This window comes from Psychrobacillus syltrankelensis (assembly GCF_055454035.1).
This window is the reverse complement of the sequence record NZ_CM144227.1, coordinates 2306828-2324314: the sequence shown is the minus strand read 5'-3', so window position 1 is coordinate 2324314 and position 17487 is coordinate 2306828. Positions and strand designations below refer to the sequence as shown.

General features: G+C 35.8%; 14 protein-coding genes. 13 read left to right on the top strand and 1 reads right to left on the bottom strand.

Annotated elements, in window-relative coordinates; translation table 11 throughout:
* Positions 1-85 precede the first annotated feature (85 nt).
* The 10 genes from ACTSKG_RS11145 (at position 86) to hpaB (ending at position 10927) form a co-directional block, all read left to right on the top strand.
* Positions 86-1168: a carboxypeptidase-like regulatory domain-containing protein gene (locus tag ACTSKG_RS11145; RefSeq protein ID WP_464754694.1), complete on the top strand. Its 1083-nt coding sequence runs from the start codon at positions 86-88 to the stop codon at positions 1166-1168.
* Between the two features lie 814 nt (positions 1169-1982).
* Complete coding sequence (locus tag ACTSKG_RS11140) at positions 1983-2606, top strand: TetR/AcrR family transcriptional regulator (protein WP_464754693.1); 624 nt, start codon at positions 1983-1985, stop codon at positions 2604-2606.
* Positions 2607-2622: 16 nt separating this feature from the next.
* A complete protein-coding gene (locus ACTSKG_RS11135) occupies positions 2623-3516 on the top strand; it encodes an ABC transporter ATP-binding protein (RefSeq protein ID WP_464754692.1) in 894 nt (297 codons plus the stop codon).
* Complete coding sequence (locus ACTSKG_RS11130; protein ID WP_464754691.1) at positions 3516-5120, top strand: ABC transporter permease; 1605 nt, start codon at positions 3516-3518, stop codon at positions 5118-5120. Before ACTSKG_RS11135 ends, ACTSKG_RS11130 begins: the two co-directional genes overlap by 1 nt.
* Positions 5121-5290: 170 nt before the next feature.
* On the top strand, positions 5291-5995 hold the full coding sequence (locus ACTSKG_RS11125) for a hypothetical protein (RefSeq protein WP_464754690.1): 705 nt from the start codon (positions 5291-5293) through the stop codon (positions 5993-5995).
* Positions 5996-6739 (top strand): hypothetical protein, encoded by a 744-nt coding sequence (locus tag ACTSKG_RS11120; protein ID WP_464754689.1) that lies wholly within the window; start codon positions 5996-5998, stop codon positions 6737-6739. It abuts the gene before it with no gap.
* A gap of 116 nt (positions 6740-6855) precedes the next feature.
* A complete protein-coding gene (locus tag ACTSKG_RS11115; protein ID WP_464754688.1) occupies positions 6856-7485 on the top strand; it encodes a TetR/AcrR family transcriptional regulator in 630 nt (209 codons plus the stop codon).
* A gap of 2 nt (positions 7486-7487) precedes the next feature.
* A complete protein-coding gene (locus ACTSKG_RS11110; RefSeq protein ID WP_464754687.1) occupies positions 7488-8165 on the top strand; it encodes an MBL fold metallo-hydrolase in 678 nt (225 codons plus the stop codon).
* Between the two features lie 643 nt (positions 8166-8808).
* Positions 8809-9375, top strand: coding sequence for a permease (locus ACTSKG_RS11105; protein WP_464754686.1), 567 nt, complete (start codon positions 8809-8811; stop codon positions 9373-9375).
* A gap of 118 nt (positions 9376-9493) precedes the next feature.
* Entirely contained in the window at positions 9494-10927 is a 1434-nt protein-coding gene (gene hpaB, locus ACTSKG_RS11100; protein WP_464754685.1) for a 4-hydroxyphenylacetate 3-monooxygenase, oxygenase component, read from the top strand.
* An 80-nt stretch (positions 10928-11007) separates the two neighbouring features.
* On the opposite strand, the gene ACTSKG_RS11095 is transcribed toward hpaB, so the two are convergent.
* Positions 11008-12372: a TrkH family potassium uptake protein gene (locus ACTSKG_RS11095; RefSeq protein WP_464758015.1), complete on the bottom strand. Its 1365-nt coding sequence runs from the start codon at positions 12370-12372 to the stop codon at positions 11008-11010.
* Between the two features lie 431 nt (positions 12373-12803).
* On the opposite strand from ACTSKG_RS11095, the gene ACTSKG_RS11090 reads away from it, so the two are divergent.
* The 3 genes from ACTSKG_RS11090 to ACTSKG_RS11080 all read left to right on the top strand — a co-directional run bounded on the left by ACTSKG_RS11090 (position 12804) and on the right by ACTSKG_RS11080 (position 17473).
* On the top strand, positions 12804-14852 hold the full coding sequence (locus tag ACTSKG_RS11090) for a GAF domain-containing sensor histidine kinase (RefSeq protein WP_464754684.1): 2049 nt from the start codon (positions 12804-12806) through the stop codon (positions 14850-14852).
* 413 nt (positions 14853-15265) lie between these two features.
* Positions 15266-16054, top strand: coding sequence for an AraC family transcriptional regulator (locus ACTSKG_RS11085; protein WP_464754683.1), 789 nt, complete (start codon positions 15266-15268; stop codon positions 16052-16054).
* A 177-nt stretch (positions 16055-16231) separates the two neighbouring features.
* Complete coding sequence (locus tag ACTSKG_RS11080; protein WP_464754682.1) at positions 16232-17473, top strand: LL-diaminopimelate aminotransferase; 1242 nt, start codon at positions 16232-16234, stop codon at positions 17471-17473.
* The last annotated feature ends 14 nt before the right edge of the window (positions 17474-17487 follow it).

Genomic DNA, 17487 nt, shown 5'->3' with positions numbered 1-17487 from the left:
GTTGAAAAAAAGAAAAAGAAAAAGAAAAAGAAAAAGAGCAGTGGGGGATTCCTTCTGCTCTTTTTTTACGATAAGGAGTATTAATATGAAAAAAGTTTTCATGATATTCTTCTCGATGCTACTAGTATTAGTAATTTCTGCATGTAGTAAGGAAGCTGGCGAAGCAACATTACAACTAAGTGATAATCAATTGACGGTACTTTCATGGAATACAGATCACTCGCATTACAAGGAAGTAAATGGGAAGCTGTTAGTTGGAGAGACACCGATAGTAGGTGCAGTTGTTCAAGTCTCCAACAAACGAACAATAGATACAGATAAAAACGGAGAATTCACGTTTAATGTAGATAGAAGTAAGTTGGATCTAAAAAGTATTAAAGTTGTATCAGTCGATAAAGCTACTATAGATGGTAAGTCAATTGGAGAAAAAACTGCGAAGAATTTATTAGCATTAAAAGAAGAGTTAAGTGTAAATTTCCCAATAACAATTGATAAAGTAGTTGCTTCTGAAGAAAATCCAGAAAACGTAGAAGTACATGCACATGCAGAGATGGCGGAAGGTCAACAATATCCATCATTTGGACCAGCAAAATATCGTGTTAGTGGTACTATTAAAGATGCTAATGGTAATCCTGTAAAAGGTGCAACTATTAACTTAAGAAGAGATGGAGTAGAAGGTTTCTCTATGTCCAACCCAAGTGATGCAAATGGAGTGTACTACTTAGATTACGTTCCAGAAGATGATGAAAACCATTATTTTTATGTGCATTACAATGACATAAAATATACATTGCCGGAATATAAAGCATTCTTGTTTCCAGAAGATTTAAGTGTAAATGTAGATGTTACCCTACCGGCAGAAGGAACAATCATTAATGATGCTCCTCCTACTTTAGTGACAAAAACTGCTCCAGGTGCTGTTTATAAAGGAACTTTAATCGGTGTTAATGTACCTGAAGGAGTAAAGTATTCTGTTTCTATTCCTAAAAAAGACGGAACCTTTATTGTGACTTTACCAAAAGTGGAATGGGAAAAATCACCGACATTCTTCCAAACAGAATTTAATAAGTTTATGTTAGAAAAAGTAGTTACTGGTGATACACTTTCATCTGAATTGATCAAGATTAACGCAGATGAACCAAACAATATCGTGCCAAAAGATAAATAATACAAGAAGAGAACTAGGCTAAGAAACCATTTTTCATAGGGTTTCTTAGCCTAGTTTTTATTAAAAGAAGGTATATTATTGCCATGCGAAACCAGTGTTCATCGTACTTTAAAGAATAAGATAATACCGCGGATTTCCGTTTCAGGTGGACGCGTTCCGCGGGGTGAGCGATGAGCCATCACCGCCGCTTTCGCGTTCGTTGTGAGGGCTCATCTTCTCACTCATCCCGCTGGAGTCGCCACCTTTCACTCCAATCAATTAAGTAAGTAGTACCTAATAAGAAGATTTAGCCCAGCTATCGCTAAGAGGAGGATAGAAATAGTTTAAGTAAACGTAATTATGTCATCCTGTAATTGTTGTTGAATAAGAAAGGAAATATGCTTTGTCGAAATAATGTACTGGCACTTTCTTTTGCTAATCCATATGGCAAGCGGAACTAGAGAAAAAATAGATAGTATCTAAAGATAAAGAAGTGAAGAGCTTCCGAAATGATATCTTCGGAAGCTGTTAAAAGAGTAGGGGAGTATTTTTTCTCTAATTAGCCAAACCAAACGCATCATGTCGGCCCCAAAATTCCAAGAGGGCGACGGACAAACATCCATCTCAAGATTACCAAAAAAAGTGTAGCCAATGTTTTGTCCCAAAGCACTCTAGAAATATAGAAGACAAGATGCAATTAAAAGGCACTTGCGCTTTTCTTATGTCATCAAAAAGTAAAAAACAGACCATTTCTGTCGATTAGTGTTATTCTATAATCGACCGAAGTGGTCTATATTTGTTGTTACTGGAATAAACTTAAAACGGTAAGGGGGAAATGGGTATTACAAAGCGATTTGAAAACTTGGATAAAAACAAACAAAAAAGAATTATTGACGCAGCTTTAAGTGAATTTAAGGAAAAAGGTTATGAGCAAGCTTCAACCAATCAAATTGTGAAGGAAGCTGGAATTGGAAAAGGAATGCTTTTCTATTACTTCAAAACTAAACTGGACCTCTATTTGTATTTGATAGAATATTGTCTTGAAATGGTGGAAAAAGAGTATTTTGAAGCAATAGATGATAAAGAACCTGATTTACTGGAACGAATGAAGCAAATCGTAGTGGTCAAAATGGATTTTCTTTCGAAAAATCCGGAAGCAATTAACTTTATAAGCACTATTGTTTTGAATGATCAAATCGATGCGGATTTAAAATCTCGTATAGCGGTCTTGTACCAAAAGGGATACGCTAAGATTTATGGCAATATAGATTATACATTTTTTAAAGAGAGCATAGACGTTCAAAAATCGTTTAATTTAATCCGTTGGTCGATTGAAGGCTATGAAAATGAGATTAAGAGGCAATTGAGAGAGCAAGATTTAAGTGCAGTAAACTATGATTCTTATGCGGAAGAGTTTTTGGATTATATAAAAGTAATGCGAACCATATTTTATAAATAATGGGAGGGTCAAAATCATGTCAGTCATTCAAACGAATAACTTAACGAAAAGGTTTGGGGAATTTACTGCGTTAGATGATGTGAGTTTAGATGTGAACGAAGGAGAAATATATGGCTTCATTGGTCCGAATGGGGCGGGTAAATCTACAACGATTCGTTTGTTGCTCGGTATGATTAAAGCAACAAAGGGTGGAGCAACTATTTTTGGCAAAGATGCTTGGAACGATGCCGTGGATATTCATAAACAGATTGCATATGTACCAGGTGATGTAAACTTATGGCCGAACTTAACGGGCGGAGAAGTAATTGATTTGTTCATGAAGTTACGAGGAGCAGTAAATAAAAATCGACGAGAAGAAATGATAGAAAAGTTTAAATTAGACCCTTCCAAAAAATGCAGAACTTACTCTAAAGGAAATCGACAAAAGGTTGCATTAATAGCAGCATTCACATCGGATGCGGACTTATATATTTTAGATGAGCCAACATCAGGTCTCGATCCACTAATGGAAAGGGTATTCCAAGAATGTGTAATGGATGCCAAAAAAGAAGGGAAAAGTATTCTCCTATCCAGTCATATTCTATCCGAAGTAGAAAAATTATGTGATCAAGTAGGGATCATTCGGCAAGGTAAAATGATTGAAACAGGTACATTAAGTGAATTAAGACATTTAACCCGAACCAATTTACTCGTCGAAGCAAAGCTACCAATTATCGGTTTAAGTGAATTAAAAGGTGTTTATTCAATAGAAGAAAACAATCAAGCACTTTCATTCCAAGTAGATTCAGAACAATTAGATACAGTGATTAGACACATTAGTCAGTTTGGAGTTGTAAGATTAGAAAGTGCACCCCCTACTTTAGAAGACTTATTTATGCGCCATTATGAGGGAGTGGGAGGCGTAGTCTGATGTCAAAGCAGCTGTTTAAGTATACAGGAATACTTGCAAGCTTCATATTACGACAAAATCGTTTGCGGATTCCTATTTGGATTATTGTTTTATTATTAATAACACTCAGCACGGCCACTGCCTTCAAGGACTTATACCAAACTCCTGAGGATAGACAGGCAATCGCACAAACAATGTTGAACCCTGCAATGAAAGCGATGGTCGGTCATAGTAATGGGCTAGATAACTATACAAACGGTGCGATGATGGCTCATCAGATGTTGCTTTTCACTGCTATAGCCGTTGCTATCATGAGTATTTTATTAGTAGCAAGACATACCCGTGCAGAGGAAGAGGATGGACAGTTAGAATTAATCCGCTCTCTACCTATTGGACGATTGTCGAATTTAAGTGCCACTGTCTTAGTTGTTAGCGGAACGAATATTTTGTTAGCACTCATAATGGGATTTGGATTGTTCGCACTAGGAATTGAAAGTATGGATTTAGAAGGGTCCATGTTATACGGAGCCACTTTAGGGGCAACGGGAATAATCTTTACAGGGATTACTGCTATATTTGCCCAACTATCGGAGAATTTTCGCGGGACAATAGGGTTAAGTTTTGCCGTACTTATAATGTCGTATTTAATTCGAGCAATAGGAGATGTTAGTAATGAAACACTTTCTTGGTTTTCACCATTAGGAATTGGATTAAAATCGGAAGTCTATGTTTACAATTACTGGTCACCAGTAATATTACTAATAGGTTTAGCATTAGTTTTACTAGTTTTTGCACTGTACCTGAATTCTAACAGAGACTTAGAAGCAGGATTTCTACCATCTAGACCAGGAAAAATTCATGCAACTCTCTTTTTGAGAAGCCCATTTGGCCTTGCATTAAGAATTCAACGTACAGGATTAGTTGCTTGGGCTATTGGAATGCTCATTTTAGGAGCTTCGTATGGATCTGTTTTAGGTGATTTAGAATCATTTTTCAAAGACGTGGAAATGATGCAAGCTTTAATAAGACCGGTCGAAGGATTTTCATTAATAGAACAATTCATCCCGATGCTAATGACGGTAATGGCGATGCTCTGTACAATTCCTACACTCATGATAATCTTTAAATTGAAAAGTGAGGAAAAGAAGAATCATACGGAGCATTTACTTAGTCGTGCGATATCTCGCTCAAAGATAATGGGAAGTTATTTTGTGATTTCGATTGGTAGTAGCTTTGTGATGCTGTATTTGGCGGTAGTTGGGTTATGGTCTGCAAGTGCAGCAGTGATGGACGATGCTATTTCCTTTACTACACTGTTTAAAGCAGGGATGATTTACTTGCCTGCAATTTGGACGATGATCGGTTTGGCTATATTATTGGTAGGATTTCTTCCACAATTCACAAGTTTTACGTGGTTGTATTTAGTTTATTCATTCATAGTTGTATATCTAGGAGGGTTACTTCAGTTTCCTAACTGGATGAGCAATCTTTCACCGTATGGTCATATTCCAAAATTACCAGTGCATGAAATGGACTATATGCCGGTTACAGTATTGTTAATCATAGCAATTGTTTTAACAATAGCAGGATTCATCTCATATAATAGGAGAGATATTTTAGGTTAATAGAATTATAATTTTATTTTCATAATTTAATAGACTAAAATGTGGTGTTATCAAGTGGTGGTCTTTTTGGTAATGCCTTCTTTTACCTAAAAGTAGAACCAACGAAGGTAATATCAAAGGCTATGTCGAAAGAAGGGATATACCATGAATGAACAGGGGGACTGACTTTCTTGTGGAATGGCGATATTGTTGAAATAATCACCATTATTTTAGCGTGGTTTGTCGTTGGAATTATTGCTTTTCGTTTTTATAAAAAGCATTCGGAAAAGCCTAAGTTATGGAAAGTAATTATTGTCATCTTGGTAGGTCTCTTTTCTTTTTCAGTTAATTGGAATGTTTTTAATAAAATGATACAGGTTGCAGTTCTACCACTTGGTGTATGGATTTTATATGGTTTTTTAAAAAGAAAAAAAGAGAGATGGGAGAAGTATCGACCTTTTGCTTGGTTGGGCTTTTTTGCTAATTTTATTTTATTGTCATCTACTTTAGTTGCTATACCATTAAATCTTTTAATATTCCCTGAAAATAAACCAGAAACCTATATTTCAAATGTAGAAAATGCCTCAATTATTAATATTCATCCATCTGCAAAGGAACGCCAACTAGTGAAAGAAAACTTACTAAAGCGCATTCATAGTTTAAAGCAAGAAGCGTTCTATAGTGACGATTGGTATTATGAAACTTATATGGATACCGAGCCGAATAAAAGAAAAGAACGATTTCCATATATGCTTATCAATACGTTACCTAAATGGGGGAGCGGTCTCAGAGCTATCGTCTATGTAGAAGGCGATGGAAAAGGGCTTTTAATCGTAACGCCAAAAAAGCAATTTTATTTTCACTCCGATCAATCACTATTAGAGGAGGGAAAGTAAATGACGAAGAAAAAGTTTCTAAGTTTAATAGGAATTGTCTTGATTTCATTGACTACATTCACCGTTTATTGGTTTTATTTTTCGAAGCCAGAGCCTTTTTTAACAAATGAACAGTTGGTGAAGGAAATGAATCGTTTTAGCCCAGGTACTGATGCGAGTGTCATTCAAGATAATGTCTACTTTGACGAGCGGCATGTATATGTCCCCTTTGTTTCGGTAGATAACAAATACGGTCTTAGTTTTTGGGAATGGCAACATCATAAATGGCAAGCTGTATTTATTTCTACAAATGGTGACATGCGAATATGGAAGATAAATAGTCAAGATCCTTCCACCTATCATTTACTATGGAATTTTCCTTCTCTAGATCAAGTGAGCTATATGAAGTTGTACCTAATTAAGAAGAGAGGATACCATATCATAGGGGATAGTCATTATTATGAACCTGGGGTACAGATGGAGAAAGAAATTCCTTTTTCAGGAAATACTTCTGGCAGTATGCAAATTCCACATGAATGGATTTCCGTAATACATTCATTAAATAATATTTCGGTTAATCAATCTAATATATTTTCTAATTTTCTTAATTATCGACGGGATATTTATTTTGGTTGGAATGCATATGATAAATTGGATAGCATAACCTCTCTAGGAGGTTCTTCAAATGGAGGTTCCAGCAGGTATGGCGATTTGGAGGTTGATTATGTCATGTTTATAGATGAATCGGAACTTGAATACCCATAGTTAAAACTTAAACATATAAAATATCCTTTTTAGGGATATTTTTTTGACAAAACACTAACCACTGGTTATAATATAACCGGTGGTTAGTAATTCTTAAGAAATGGGTGCATTCAATTATGACAAATAAACAAGAGCAACGTTCAGAAGAAACGAAAAAACAAATATTGCAATCTGCAGGGAAGTTATTCGCTATAAAGGGATATGACTCAGTCACGATACGAGAAATTGCTAAGGATGCGGGATGTTCACATACAACGATTTATCTGTATTTCAAAGATAAGGAAGCCTTGCTCCACCAGCTTTCTATGCCCTCTTTGAAAGAACTTCACGACCAATTACATCAAATTTCAAATAGGAATACATTAGCAGCAGAAGACAAACTAAAAAAAATTAGTCTTGAATATATTCACTTTTGTTTAAAGCATCGTAATATGTACGAAATTTTTTTCAATGCTAAATCTTCAAGAGTGGATGACGTAGAGCAAGAACTAGAGATCAATAAACTTCGGATTGAAATTTTTGAACTAATGAAGTTAATCATGCAGGAATGCCTCTCTATTCTAAACAATGAACAATTATTGGCTTATTCCCGTATTTATTATTTCAATTTGAATGGGATATTAAGTACTTATTCGTATCAGCATGAACCACTTGACGTTTTAATGGAGAGATTGACCCCTACATTTGATCTCTCGTTTGAAATACTTTTATTAGGCTTTAAAGAAAAATTAAATAAGGGGAAATGAAGATGAAAGCAAAACAGATTTCTGAACATATATGGAGCTTAAAAACGTGGATGATTATCCCAATTCATGTATGGGTTGTTGTGGAAGAAGACGGGATCATTTTAGTTGATGCTGGAATGCCAATGATGGCAAAAGGGATCATGAAATTCATGAAACAACTAAACGCTGGTCCTCTAAAACAAATTCTTCTCACGCATGGACATTCTGATCATGTTGGATCGGTGAAAGCAATATTGACTGAAAATGAAGTGCCTGTTTACGCACACCGCATAGAGATTCCTTATTTGGAAGGGAAAACTCTCTATCCAAAACGAAAGAAATTAGAAAATAACTTGCCTAAACAACTAACTCAACCTCTTTTAGAAGAGGAGTCCGGAAACTTGAAATCAGTAGGCGGACTGAAACCTTTTTTTACACCAGGCCATTCCCCTGGTCATGTTGTGTACTACCATGAGAAAGATCAAGTGCTCTTAGCGGGGGATCTGTTTAAGTCGAAAAATGGTAAACTCCAACCACCCATGTTTACACCTAATATGGAGGAAGCATTAAAAAGCAGTGATATCGTTGGATTATTGAAACCAAAACATTTAGAAGTTTGTCATGGAAATACTGTGTTTAATCCCGCAGATCAATTAGAAGACTATGTTCGAACTGTCGAGAGAAAACTCGGCGGGAAGTAATTTGAAACTTCTACATCATGTCTTTACCCATGTTTCGTCCGAAGCACTCTGGAAACGGTGAAGACAAGATGGACTTTAAGGACGCTTGAGATTTTCTTAAGAGATATGAAAGTATATAAATTTTTGGCCATTAACAGGTTGATTTTCGCTGCAGGGCGGACGCTTTCCGCCGGGTGAGCGATGAGCCTTCACCGTCGCTACGCGTACGATGTGAAGTCTCATTTTGCTCACTTGATCCGGCAGGAGTCGCCGCCTTCCGCTTCAATCAATAGCAAATTAAATGGATAATTGCTATTGCTAGTTTATCCATAAACATTTATCTATATAAAATGATTAATCGGAAGCGGAGTACTAGTCGATTGGAGCGCAGGCGGCGACTTCTGCGGGAATAGCATGAGCTGAAGGCCCCGCAGGAACGTAGTGACGAGGAGACTGAAGCCATGCCCGCGAAAAGCGTCCGCCGTAGCGGAAATCGAGGTATTTCAGCTTACTATTTTTAAAAGGACCGGGCGGTTTTTTGCCCGGTTTTTCTTATGGGGCTAAGTCAACTAGCAATTATTTCTCATTTAAGATTCTCATATGAAACGAAGCTGGCTCATAAATAGTTTACTAGTGTTGAATATTCTTTAGGGGGTCAGTAAAAATGTTTGCAGGACATTTTGGAATTTCGGCTGCAGTAAAAAGTAAAACGCCTGAGACGCCACTATGGTCACTCATAGTTGGCGCACAATTGCTTGATATTGTGTTTGTTATATTTAATTTGGCTGGTTTAGAGTCCATAAAACCAATAGGTAAAGGTGGATATGGAAATGTTGTTATTAATGCTTTGTACTCGCATTCTTTAGTAGGTGCACTTATTCTTTCCATATTAGCGGCGCTACTCGCTAAAAGGTTTTGGGGGAAAAAATCGGGAATTATTATAGGAGCTGTAGTATTCAGCCATTGGATTCTTGATCTAATAGTTCATCGACCTGATATGCCGATTTTACCTGGTAATATCGGTAATATGCCGCTTCTGGGATTAGGATTATGGGAAACCATTCCTGGAAGCATTCTAGTCGAGTCATTATTAATCGCCGTAGGTTGTTTTTTATATTTTCAAAATGTCATAAAAAAAGCAGGGTCTGCACATAAACGAAAAGGTATTATAGCTGGTTTATCAATGACTGTTTTTCTTATTCTTTCATTGTATATCGGCATCTTCCTGTAACTAATAAATTTCTTCTCCAAGTAAGGCATACTAACTTGTAACAATAGAAAGGAAATATTAATAGTATACAACAAAAGATAGGCAGAATTATTAGCTTGTACCAATTAGGAGTGTGTGTATGCCAGCTATTACGGGGAAACAGTATATTGATCGAATCGACCAATTGAAAACAGATATTTGGATAGAAGGTAAGCCTGTGACAGGTAAAATTTCAGAACACGCTGCGTTTAAAGGGATTATGAAAAGTCAGGCATCATTGTACGACATGCAACATGATACAGTTTTAAAAGATGTCATGACGTATCCTTCACCATTAACATCTGAGCCTATAGGTATGTCCTATGTACAGCCCAAAACAAAAGAGGATTTAGTAAAAAAGAGAGTAATGGTACAGCATTGGGCTAAATCGAACCATGGTCTTATGGGAAGAAGTCCAGACTATATGAACACGGCGTTAATGGCCTTTGCATCATCTGCTAATCTTTTGAATGACAAAAAGAACTGCTTTCCTGACAACTTACGATCTTTCTATGAATATGCACGAGAACAAGATTTATCTATGACACATACATTTATTGATCCCCAAGTCAATCGATCACCTATTTATATCGAGGAATCAGAAGAACCCATTGCTGCTAAAGTGATGGATAGAAACGAAGAAGGAATCATTGTAAAGGGTGCACGGTTGCTTGCAACACAAGGTGGAATAACGGATGAAATACTTGTAATATCTTCCGGAGGTGTAATAGAGGAAGAAAAAGGGTTTGGTTTCTCCATACCTAGTAATACGAAAGGGCTTAAGTTCATATGTAGAGAATCCTTTGTTGGTGGAGATTCAACCTTTAACTATCCTTTAAGTTCACGATATGAGGAAATGGATACGATAGTAGTATTTGACAATGTATTGGTTCCTTGGGAGCGCGTGTTTTATTATGACAATGTAGCAGTGTCAAATAATTTTATGAAAACTAGTTCGTTTCAAGCCTTTTCCTTACATCAAGTTGTTTCAAGACAAATTGTAAAAACTGAATTTGTATTAGGGGTTGTCCAATCGATTATTGAAACGATAAATATAAAGCAATACCAACAAGTTCAGGAAAGGGTTTCCGAAATTATTATCGCTTTAGAAACGATGAAGGCATTGGTGATAAAGTCTGAAGTAGAAGCGGAAATAGATAAATGGGGTTTAATGCAACCAGACTTTACAACACTACAAGTAGCTATCAATGTTTTTCCGCGAGTCTATCCACGGTTTACTGAAATTATTCAGATTTTGGGGGCAAGTGGATTAATGTCTATCCCAACCGAAAATTCATTTCAATCATCCATTAGAAACGATTTAGATCAATACTTACAATCGAAAGCCGATAATGCTGAGGATCGCGTTAAAATCTTCCGTTTAGCATGGGATCTAACAATGAGTTCTTTCGGTACACGGCAGACTTTATACGAACGCTTTTTCTTTGGCGATCCTATTAGACTTTCCAGCGAGCTATACCTCGGATACAACAAGGCTCCATATGTGCAGAGAGTGAAGGATATGTTGAAATGAATATAATACACAGAGCCCTTTGGATGATGCAATTAGAGTTCCTAAGGGCTCGAATATTTATGATAAAAAAGTTCACTTGATTATCCAGTAATAACTCTCTCTTTCGGATATTGATACTTTGTTTTCTTCGTCTGACCACCAATAATAAACAAGAAAGAAGTTAAGCCGATTCTTCCTACAAACATTAAAACCATAAGAATACACTTCGAATAAATGCTAAGGTCGTGAGTAATCCCCATAGACAAGCCTACAGTACCAAATGCGGAGCAAACTTCTAATACAATTTCAATAAGATGGGGCTTTGTATCAAAAACACTAATTGCGACAACGGATATAAAGCACATAATAATAGCTAACATTGTGATGGCAAGTGATTTCAATATATCCTCTTCGTGAAGCTCTCGATTAAAAATTTTGATATTACGATTTCCTTTAGCAAAATGATAAATAAATAATATATTCAAAGCAAATGTCGTCGTACGAATTCCTCCCCCGACAGAGGTTGGAGACCCACCGATAAACATGAAAATACTGATAACCAACAGTGTTGGCATAGTAAACTCAGTAATATCCATTGTAGTTAACCCAGCACTTCTCGTTGTTGCTGCTTGGAAAAAGGCGTAAAAGAAACTTTTATGCCAAGTTAGACCTTTAAAATAATGTTGACATTCAAATATGAGGATAAGAATTGTTCCAATAACGAGAAGAATCCCATATGTTAGTGTCGACAATTTTGTAAATAATGAAAAACGGAAAGGGTTTGTATGATCCGTCTTTCTCCGAAATAAGTATTCCTTCACTTCAATTAATACTGGGAATCCGATAGCACCAAGAATTATTAGAATGATTGTTATTATTTGCACAAAATAGTCACCAGCATAAGGAGCGAGTGATTCTCCCGTAATATCCATTCCAGCGTTTGTTGTTGCAGTTACGGATGCAAACAAACCATGGAGTAAAGCATCCTTCCAGGTCGAATAATAATTGAAGAAATGCAATCCTAGGATAAGCCCACCTAAAATCTCAATAAGAAAAATGATTTTAAGAATTTCTTTAACCATTTGTACTAACCCCGATAATTCGAATTGATTATGATCAACCATAATTAGACGGCGTTCGCGTAAACCAACTTTTTTTCTTAAAAGTATCCAAAAAAATGTATTGATCGCCATAATTCCAAGTCCTGCAAATTGCAAAACAATCATAATAACAAAATAGCCGAATACACTATATGTCTCCGAAATATTAAATACAGTCAAACCTGTGTCACTTACCACAGTAACGGCAGTGAAGACCGTATCAATAAAAGATACGTGAACCCCAGGTTTAAAAACGGCCGGGAGACTAAATAATAGTATGGATATTGTTACTGCCAGCAGATAATAGCCTGTAATAACTTGGGCAGGTGATAGATTTTCTAGCCTATTTCTTACTTTTCCCCACATAATTACAGATCCCTTCAATTTTTTCATATCCCTTATCATAAAGAAAATCTGGTATATTTGAAAGAAATTTTTTTGTTCTTTTTGGAATTTGAATATTGGGTTATTGCTCTTCTAGAACTCAATAAAGTATGAAAGATAATATTTCCCTTTAATAATCCTTATAAATAGCTATTACTAATCCCGACTGTTGATAAATTCTTGACAAGCGTTTTTAAGAAAAGTGAAGAGATACCAATCGGAATTGACTTTGTCTACACCCTAAAATAGTTATCACTATTCGAGTCTATTTATTCTACTATTAAATTTTATGTAATATCTGTAATATATATAGTAAGAATAAATATGAGAAAAGTATAAAAATAGAATATAGGTAATAATTTTTAACTTCAATTTATAATGTTAATTTTTGCCTATGATTGGAGATCATTAATATGTTTAAGGAGCAGTCAAGATATTCTAGGCTTGCAAATATAACAAAAATTATAAATACAAAGTTAGAACTACGTGAAGTGCTGCATCGTGTAACAATGGCTATTTCTGAGGAGATTGTTAAATGTAGCTCTGTTGGAATTTTCTTACCCCAACCAGATGGAACATTCATGGCATCTGCAGGAAAACCAGAGATTATGAATGGTATAAGGCTCGATTCGCAGGTAATTGATCCCAAAATAGACGCATTAGCTAGAGAAGTGATTGAGACCCAAAAAACCATTTACATCCCTGATACATCAAAGGATAGTCGGCCGGATCCAGGACCAATCAAAGCCTTCAAAATTAAATCCATACTAGCTCTACCTATTTCGTTTGAACAAGAGTTATTTGGTTTAGTTTTTTTATTTAATTATGCAACTCCTATGAACTTAGCAGATTCAGAAATTCAAAGTGTAGAGGCTTATGTGAATATGGCTGCAGTAGCAATTCGAAATGCAAACAATTTAGCGCAAAAGGAAAACCTTATTGCTGAAAAGCAATTGTTACTTAATGTTACACGAGACTTATCGAAGTGTTCCTCGATAGAGGAAAGCCTCGATAAATGTTTCTTCTATTTAGGAAAGATATTAAATAGCGATTATATTTCTGCCCATTTACTAGATCCATTTGATAAAACAACCATTAGATTAACAAAGTTAAGTAAAGACTGCGATTGGACAGAAGCAGATTGGATGGAAACTCTAAATAACATAAGCATTGATGAAAGCTATGAAGAAATGATCCAAATGGTCATTAAAACGAAAAATATAAATCATCGTTCTAATACAGATATGAACGATCTACTTATAATTCCATTGGTATCAATGGGAGAAGTGTTAGGTGTAATAGTAATTGTCAAATTAGAGGGAAAAGCTATCAATTATGATGAGTCTCAAATTCAACTCGCACAATCAATTATTGATGCCACAGCCCCTACGTTTTCCAATTTGTTATACATGGACCAACTCGAAAGCATGGTAGTAGGACGAACTAGGGAACTTGCTGCTGCGAATGAAAAAGTGACAAGTGTTATAGAAGGAATAACGGATGGATTCTTTGCTTTGAATAAGGAATGGGAATTTATTTACATAAATAAATATCAATATTTACCTCAAGGAAAAACGGTAAAAGAGGTATTAGGTAAAAATGTATGGGAAATATTCCCGAAAAATGTAGGCACGGGCTTTTATAAAGAGCTTCATCGTGCGATGTCAGAGCGGATTACAGTTCATTTCGAAATGCTTTCACCTTATGACGGTTATTGGCACGAAGTAGTTGCATACCCTTATGACGAAGGTATCTGTTGTTTGTTTAAAAATATAAATGAGAAAAAGAAATACGAGAAGGAATTGAGAAGGTTATCCAACTTAGATTTAATCGGTCAAATGGCAGCCGGTATTAGCCATGAGATTAGGAATCCAATGACAACGGTAAAAGGATTCTTACAATTACTAAGAAAAGAAGTAGAATTTGAGAAACATACGAATTACTTTAATCTAATGATAGAAGAACTGGACCGTGCAAATTCCATCATTACTGAATTTCTCTCCATGGGCAATACAAGAATATCCGATTTACAGATGTTAGATCTAAACTCAATTATCCATGATATTAAACCAATTATAGAGATTGATACATTCAATCAAAACAAACTTATTCAATTCGATACGAAAGACATTCCGGAATTACTTTTAAATCGTAATGAGATAAGGCAATTAATAATAAACCTATACCGAAATGGCTTAGAAGCAATGGGCATAGGAAAAAGACTAACAATTAGCACATATATGGAGGCAGAAAAATATGTAGTTCTTACAGTGAAAGATCAAGGAGAAGGAATTAGTCCCGAAGTATTAGAGAAATTGGGCACTCCATTCTACACAACTAAAGATAATGGCACTGGCTTAGGGTTAGGTATATGCTATGCCATTGCTGCACGTCATAATGCAGAAATCGACATTCAAACTGGATCCGAAGGCACTACTTTTTTAGTGAAGTTTAAAATTTGAAAGTTATTGATCTCATATTTTTCTTAATAAAAATCAGACTCCATCTGTTTTAATTGTTTTTATTAATGGCGGTAAGTTTGTTTTAACGAAGTGCTTGGATGAACTACTTAGAAGCTACGATTAGGAATTTGGCAATGGCATACTAACCAATGAATCTCGTATCAGTGGGGCAGATCCACATAAGTTTTAGGATTAATAAAAGTGAACCGTATCACAAGTAAGTTACTTCTAAAATTTATTAGAAGTAACTCTTTTTTTGTGTATAATTTAATATAAAAGAGGGGTTTTTTGGAGTTTCATAAAAAAGTAATGCTTTTTTAGCATTCGATGCCAGGAACCCAAATACCTCTGGATAGTTTTCGTGCCTGACACCGAACACTGTAGCTTTCTCATCTTTGAAAGGAGAGTATTGAATGCTTTATCTGAATCCAGATGATTTTTTGTTGAAACCAGCATTAGCCACCATTCATTGTGAGCCGAATTGGAAGTGGAAGAAAAGAGATACCCCCATGCCTAACTTTGATTTATTTTATGTTTGGAGTGGTGAGGGTACTGTGTTTTTAAACAATAAGCCACATCATGTAGGGAAGGGTCATTGTTTTTTGTTTAGGCCAGGCGATGAAATAGAAGCAACACATAACCCGCAAGATCCCCTCGTATTAACTTATATTCATTTTGATATAGCTGAAACACCTCGATTGATCCCATCCGCACATCGAATTCTTGACAATACGATTGGCTTTGAATCACTGTTAACTCAATACATTCGTTTGTTTTTAGTCAAAACATATGGAGCAGAAATTGAGGGAAAGTTAATCTTGAAGCAATTAATTATTCATTTATTAAGAGAAGAACAGGAAAAGGAAGAGAAGCTGGGTGATACAAGCAATAGCTTATTGGAAAAGATTTTAGAAATAGCTAATTATATCCAGCAACACCCAGGAGAACCACATACGATTGAAAGTTTATCTACACGTGCAAATCTTTCCCAGCGGTATTTTTCCAAAAAATTTAAACAAATTATCGGGCATACAGTTAAATCGTATATCGTCTATTCTCGCATAAAACGTGCGGAACATTTACTACATATTAGCGGGATGACGGTAACGGAAACTGCATATGCCCTTGGCTATAATGATTTGCACTTTTTTAGTAGACAATTTAAGCAATATACTGGTAAAAACCCCTCAGAAGTAAGGTGAAAAATTTCATATTTCTAGAACAGGTTGCTACGGGATTTGATAAAGATCCCGTAGCAACTTTTTTTGAAGTCAAAAAGTGCAAATATTTCACCAATAACTCTAAATAAATTTGCTTCTAAAAGTATTAACATGAAATAAACAAAGAAATAAAGAAGGAAAAAATACGGGGGAATCAGTATGGTAACAATGGATTATATACAACATCTATTTGCAGACCGAATAGGTGGAGCGGAATTTGGTATGAAGAATGAAATTTATAAATTTGAAAAAATAAAAAATGCAAAGAGGGAAGTATTGCAAAGAAATCCTGGGAAGACATTAATCGATCTTGGTGTCGGTGAACCGGATGACATGGCGCATGATATGGTCGTTAGAAAATTGGCAGAAGAAGCAAAAAAAACAGAAAATCGCTTTTATGCTGATAACGGAATACGAGAATTTAAGCAAGCTGCAGCGACTTATATGAAGGTAGTATTTGGGGTAGATGATCTTGATCCAGAAGCAGAGATTAATCACGTTATTGGTTCAAAATCAGCATTAGCCATGATTCCAACAGCATTTATCAATCCAGGTGATATAACAATAATGCCATCACCAAATTATCCAATTTTAGGTACACATACAAAATATCTAGGGGGAGAAGTTGTACATTTACCCCTTTTGGAAGAAAATTTATTTCTTCCAGAATTGGATTCATTGTCTGATACTGTATTGAAAAAGTCTAAATTACTCTACTTAAACTATCCAAACAATCCAACAGGTGCTGTAGCGAATCGAGAATTTTTCGATGAAATAGTACGTTTCGCTAAAAAACATGAGCTTATTGTTATCCATGATGCCGCCTATGCTGCACTTGTATTTGATGGTGAAAAACCGCTTAGTTTCTTATCAGTTCCAGGGGCGAAAGAGGTTGGCATAGAGCTGCATTCTTTATCCAAGTCTTTCAATATGACAGGGTGGCGCATCGGTTTTATCGCAGGTAACTCCAAACTTGTTTCTGCAATCGCGACTGTGAAGGATAATTGTGATTCTGGCCAATTTATTCCGATTCAAAAAGCTGCGTCCTATGCTTTATCACAACTTGACATAACGAAACAAATAGCTGAGAAATATTCAAGACGCCATGATCTTTTATTGGCTATTTTGAGGGAGTGTGGATTTGATGCCAAAAAACCAAAAGGCTCTTTTTTCTTATATGCAAAAATTCCAATTGCAGTAGAAAAAGGTCCAGCATTTCATTCAGCAGAGGAATTTAGCCAGTATTTAATTAGTGAGCATTTAATTTCAACAGTTCCATGGGATGACGCCGGCCCATATGTACGATTTTCAGTGACCTTTCAGGCGGATGGGGCGGAGGAGGAACTGCAAATCTTAGAAGATATAAGAACAAGGCTGTGTACTTCCAAATTTATCTTTTAAAGGGGGCTGAAGAG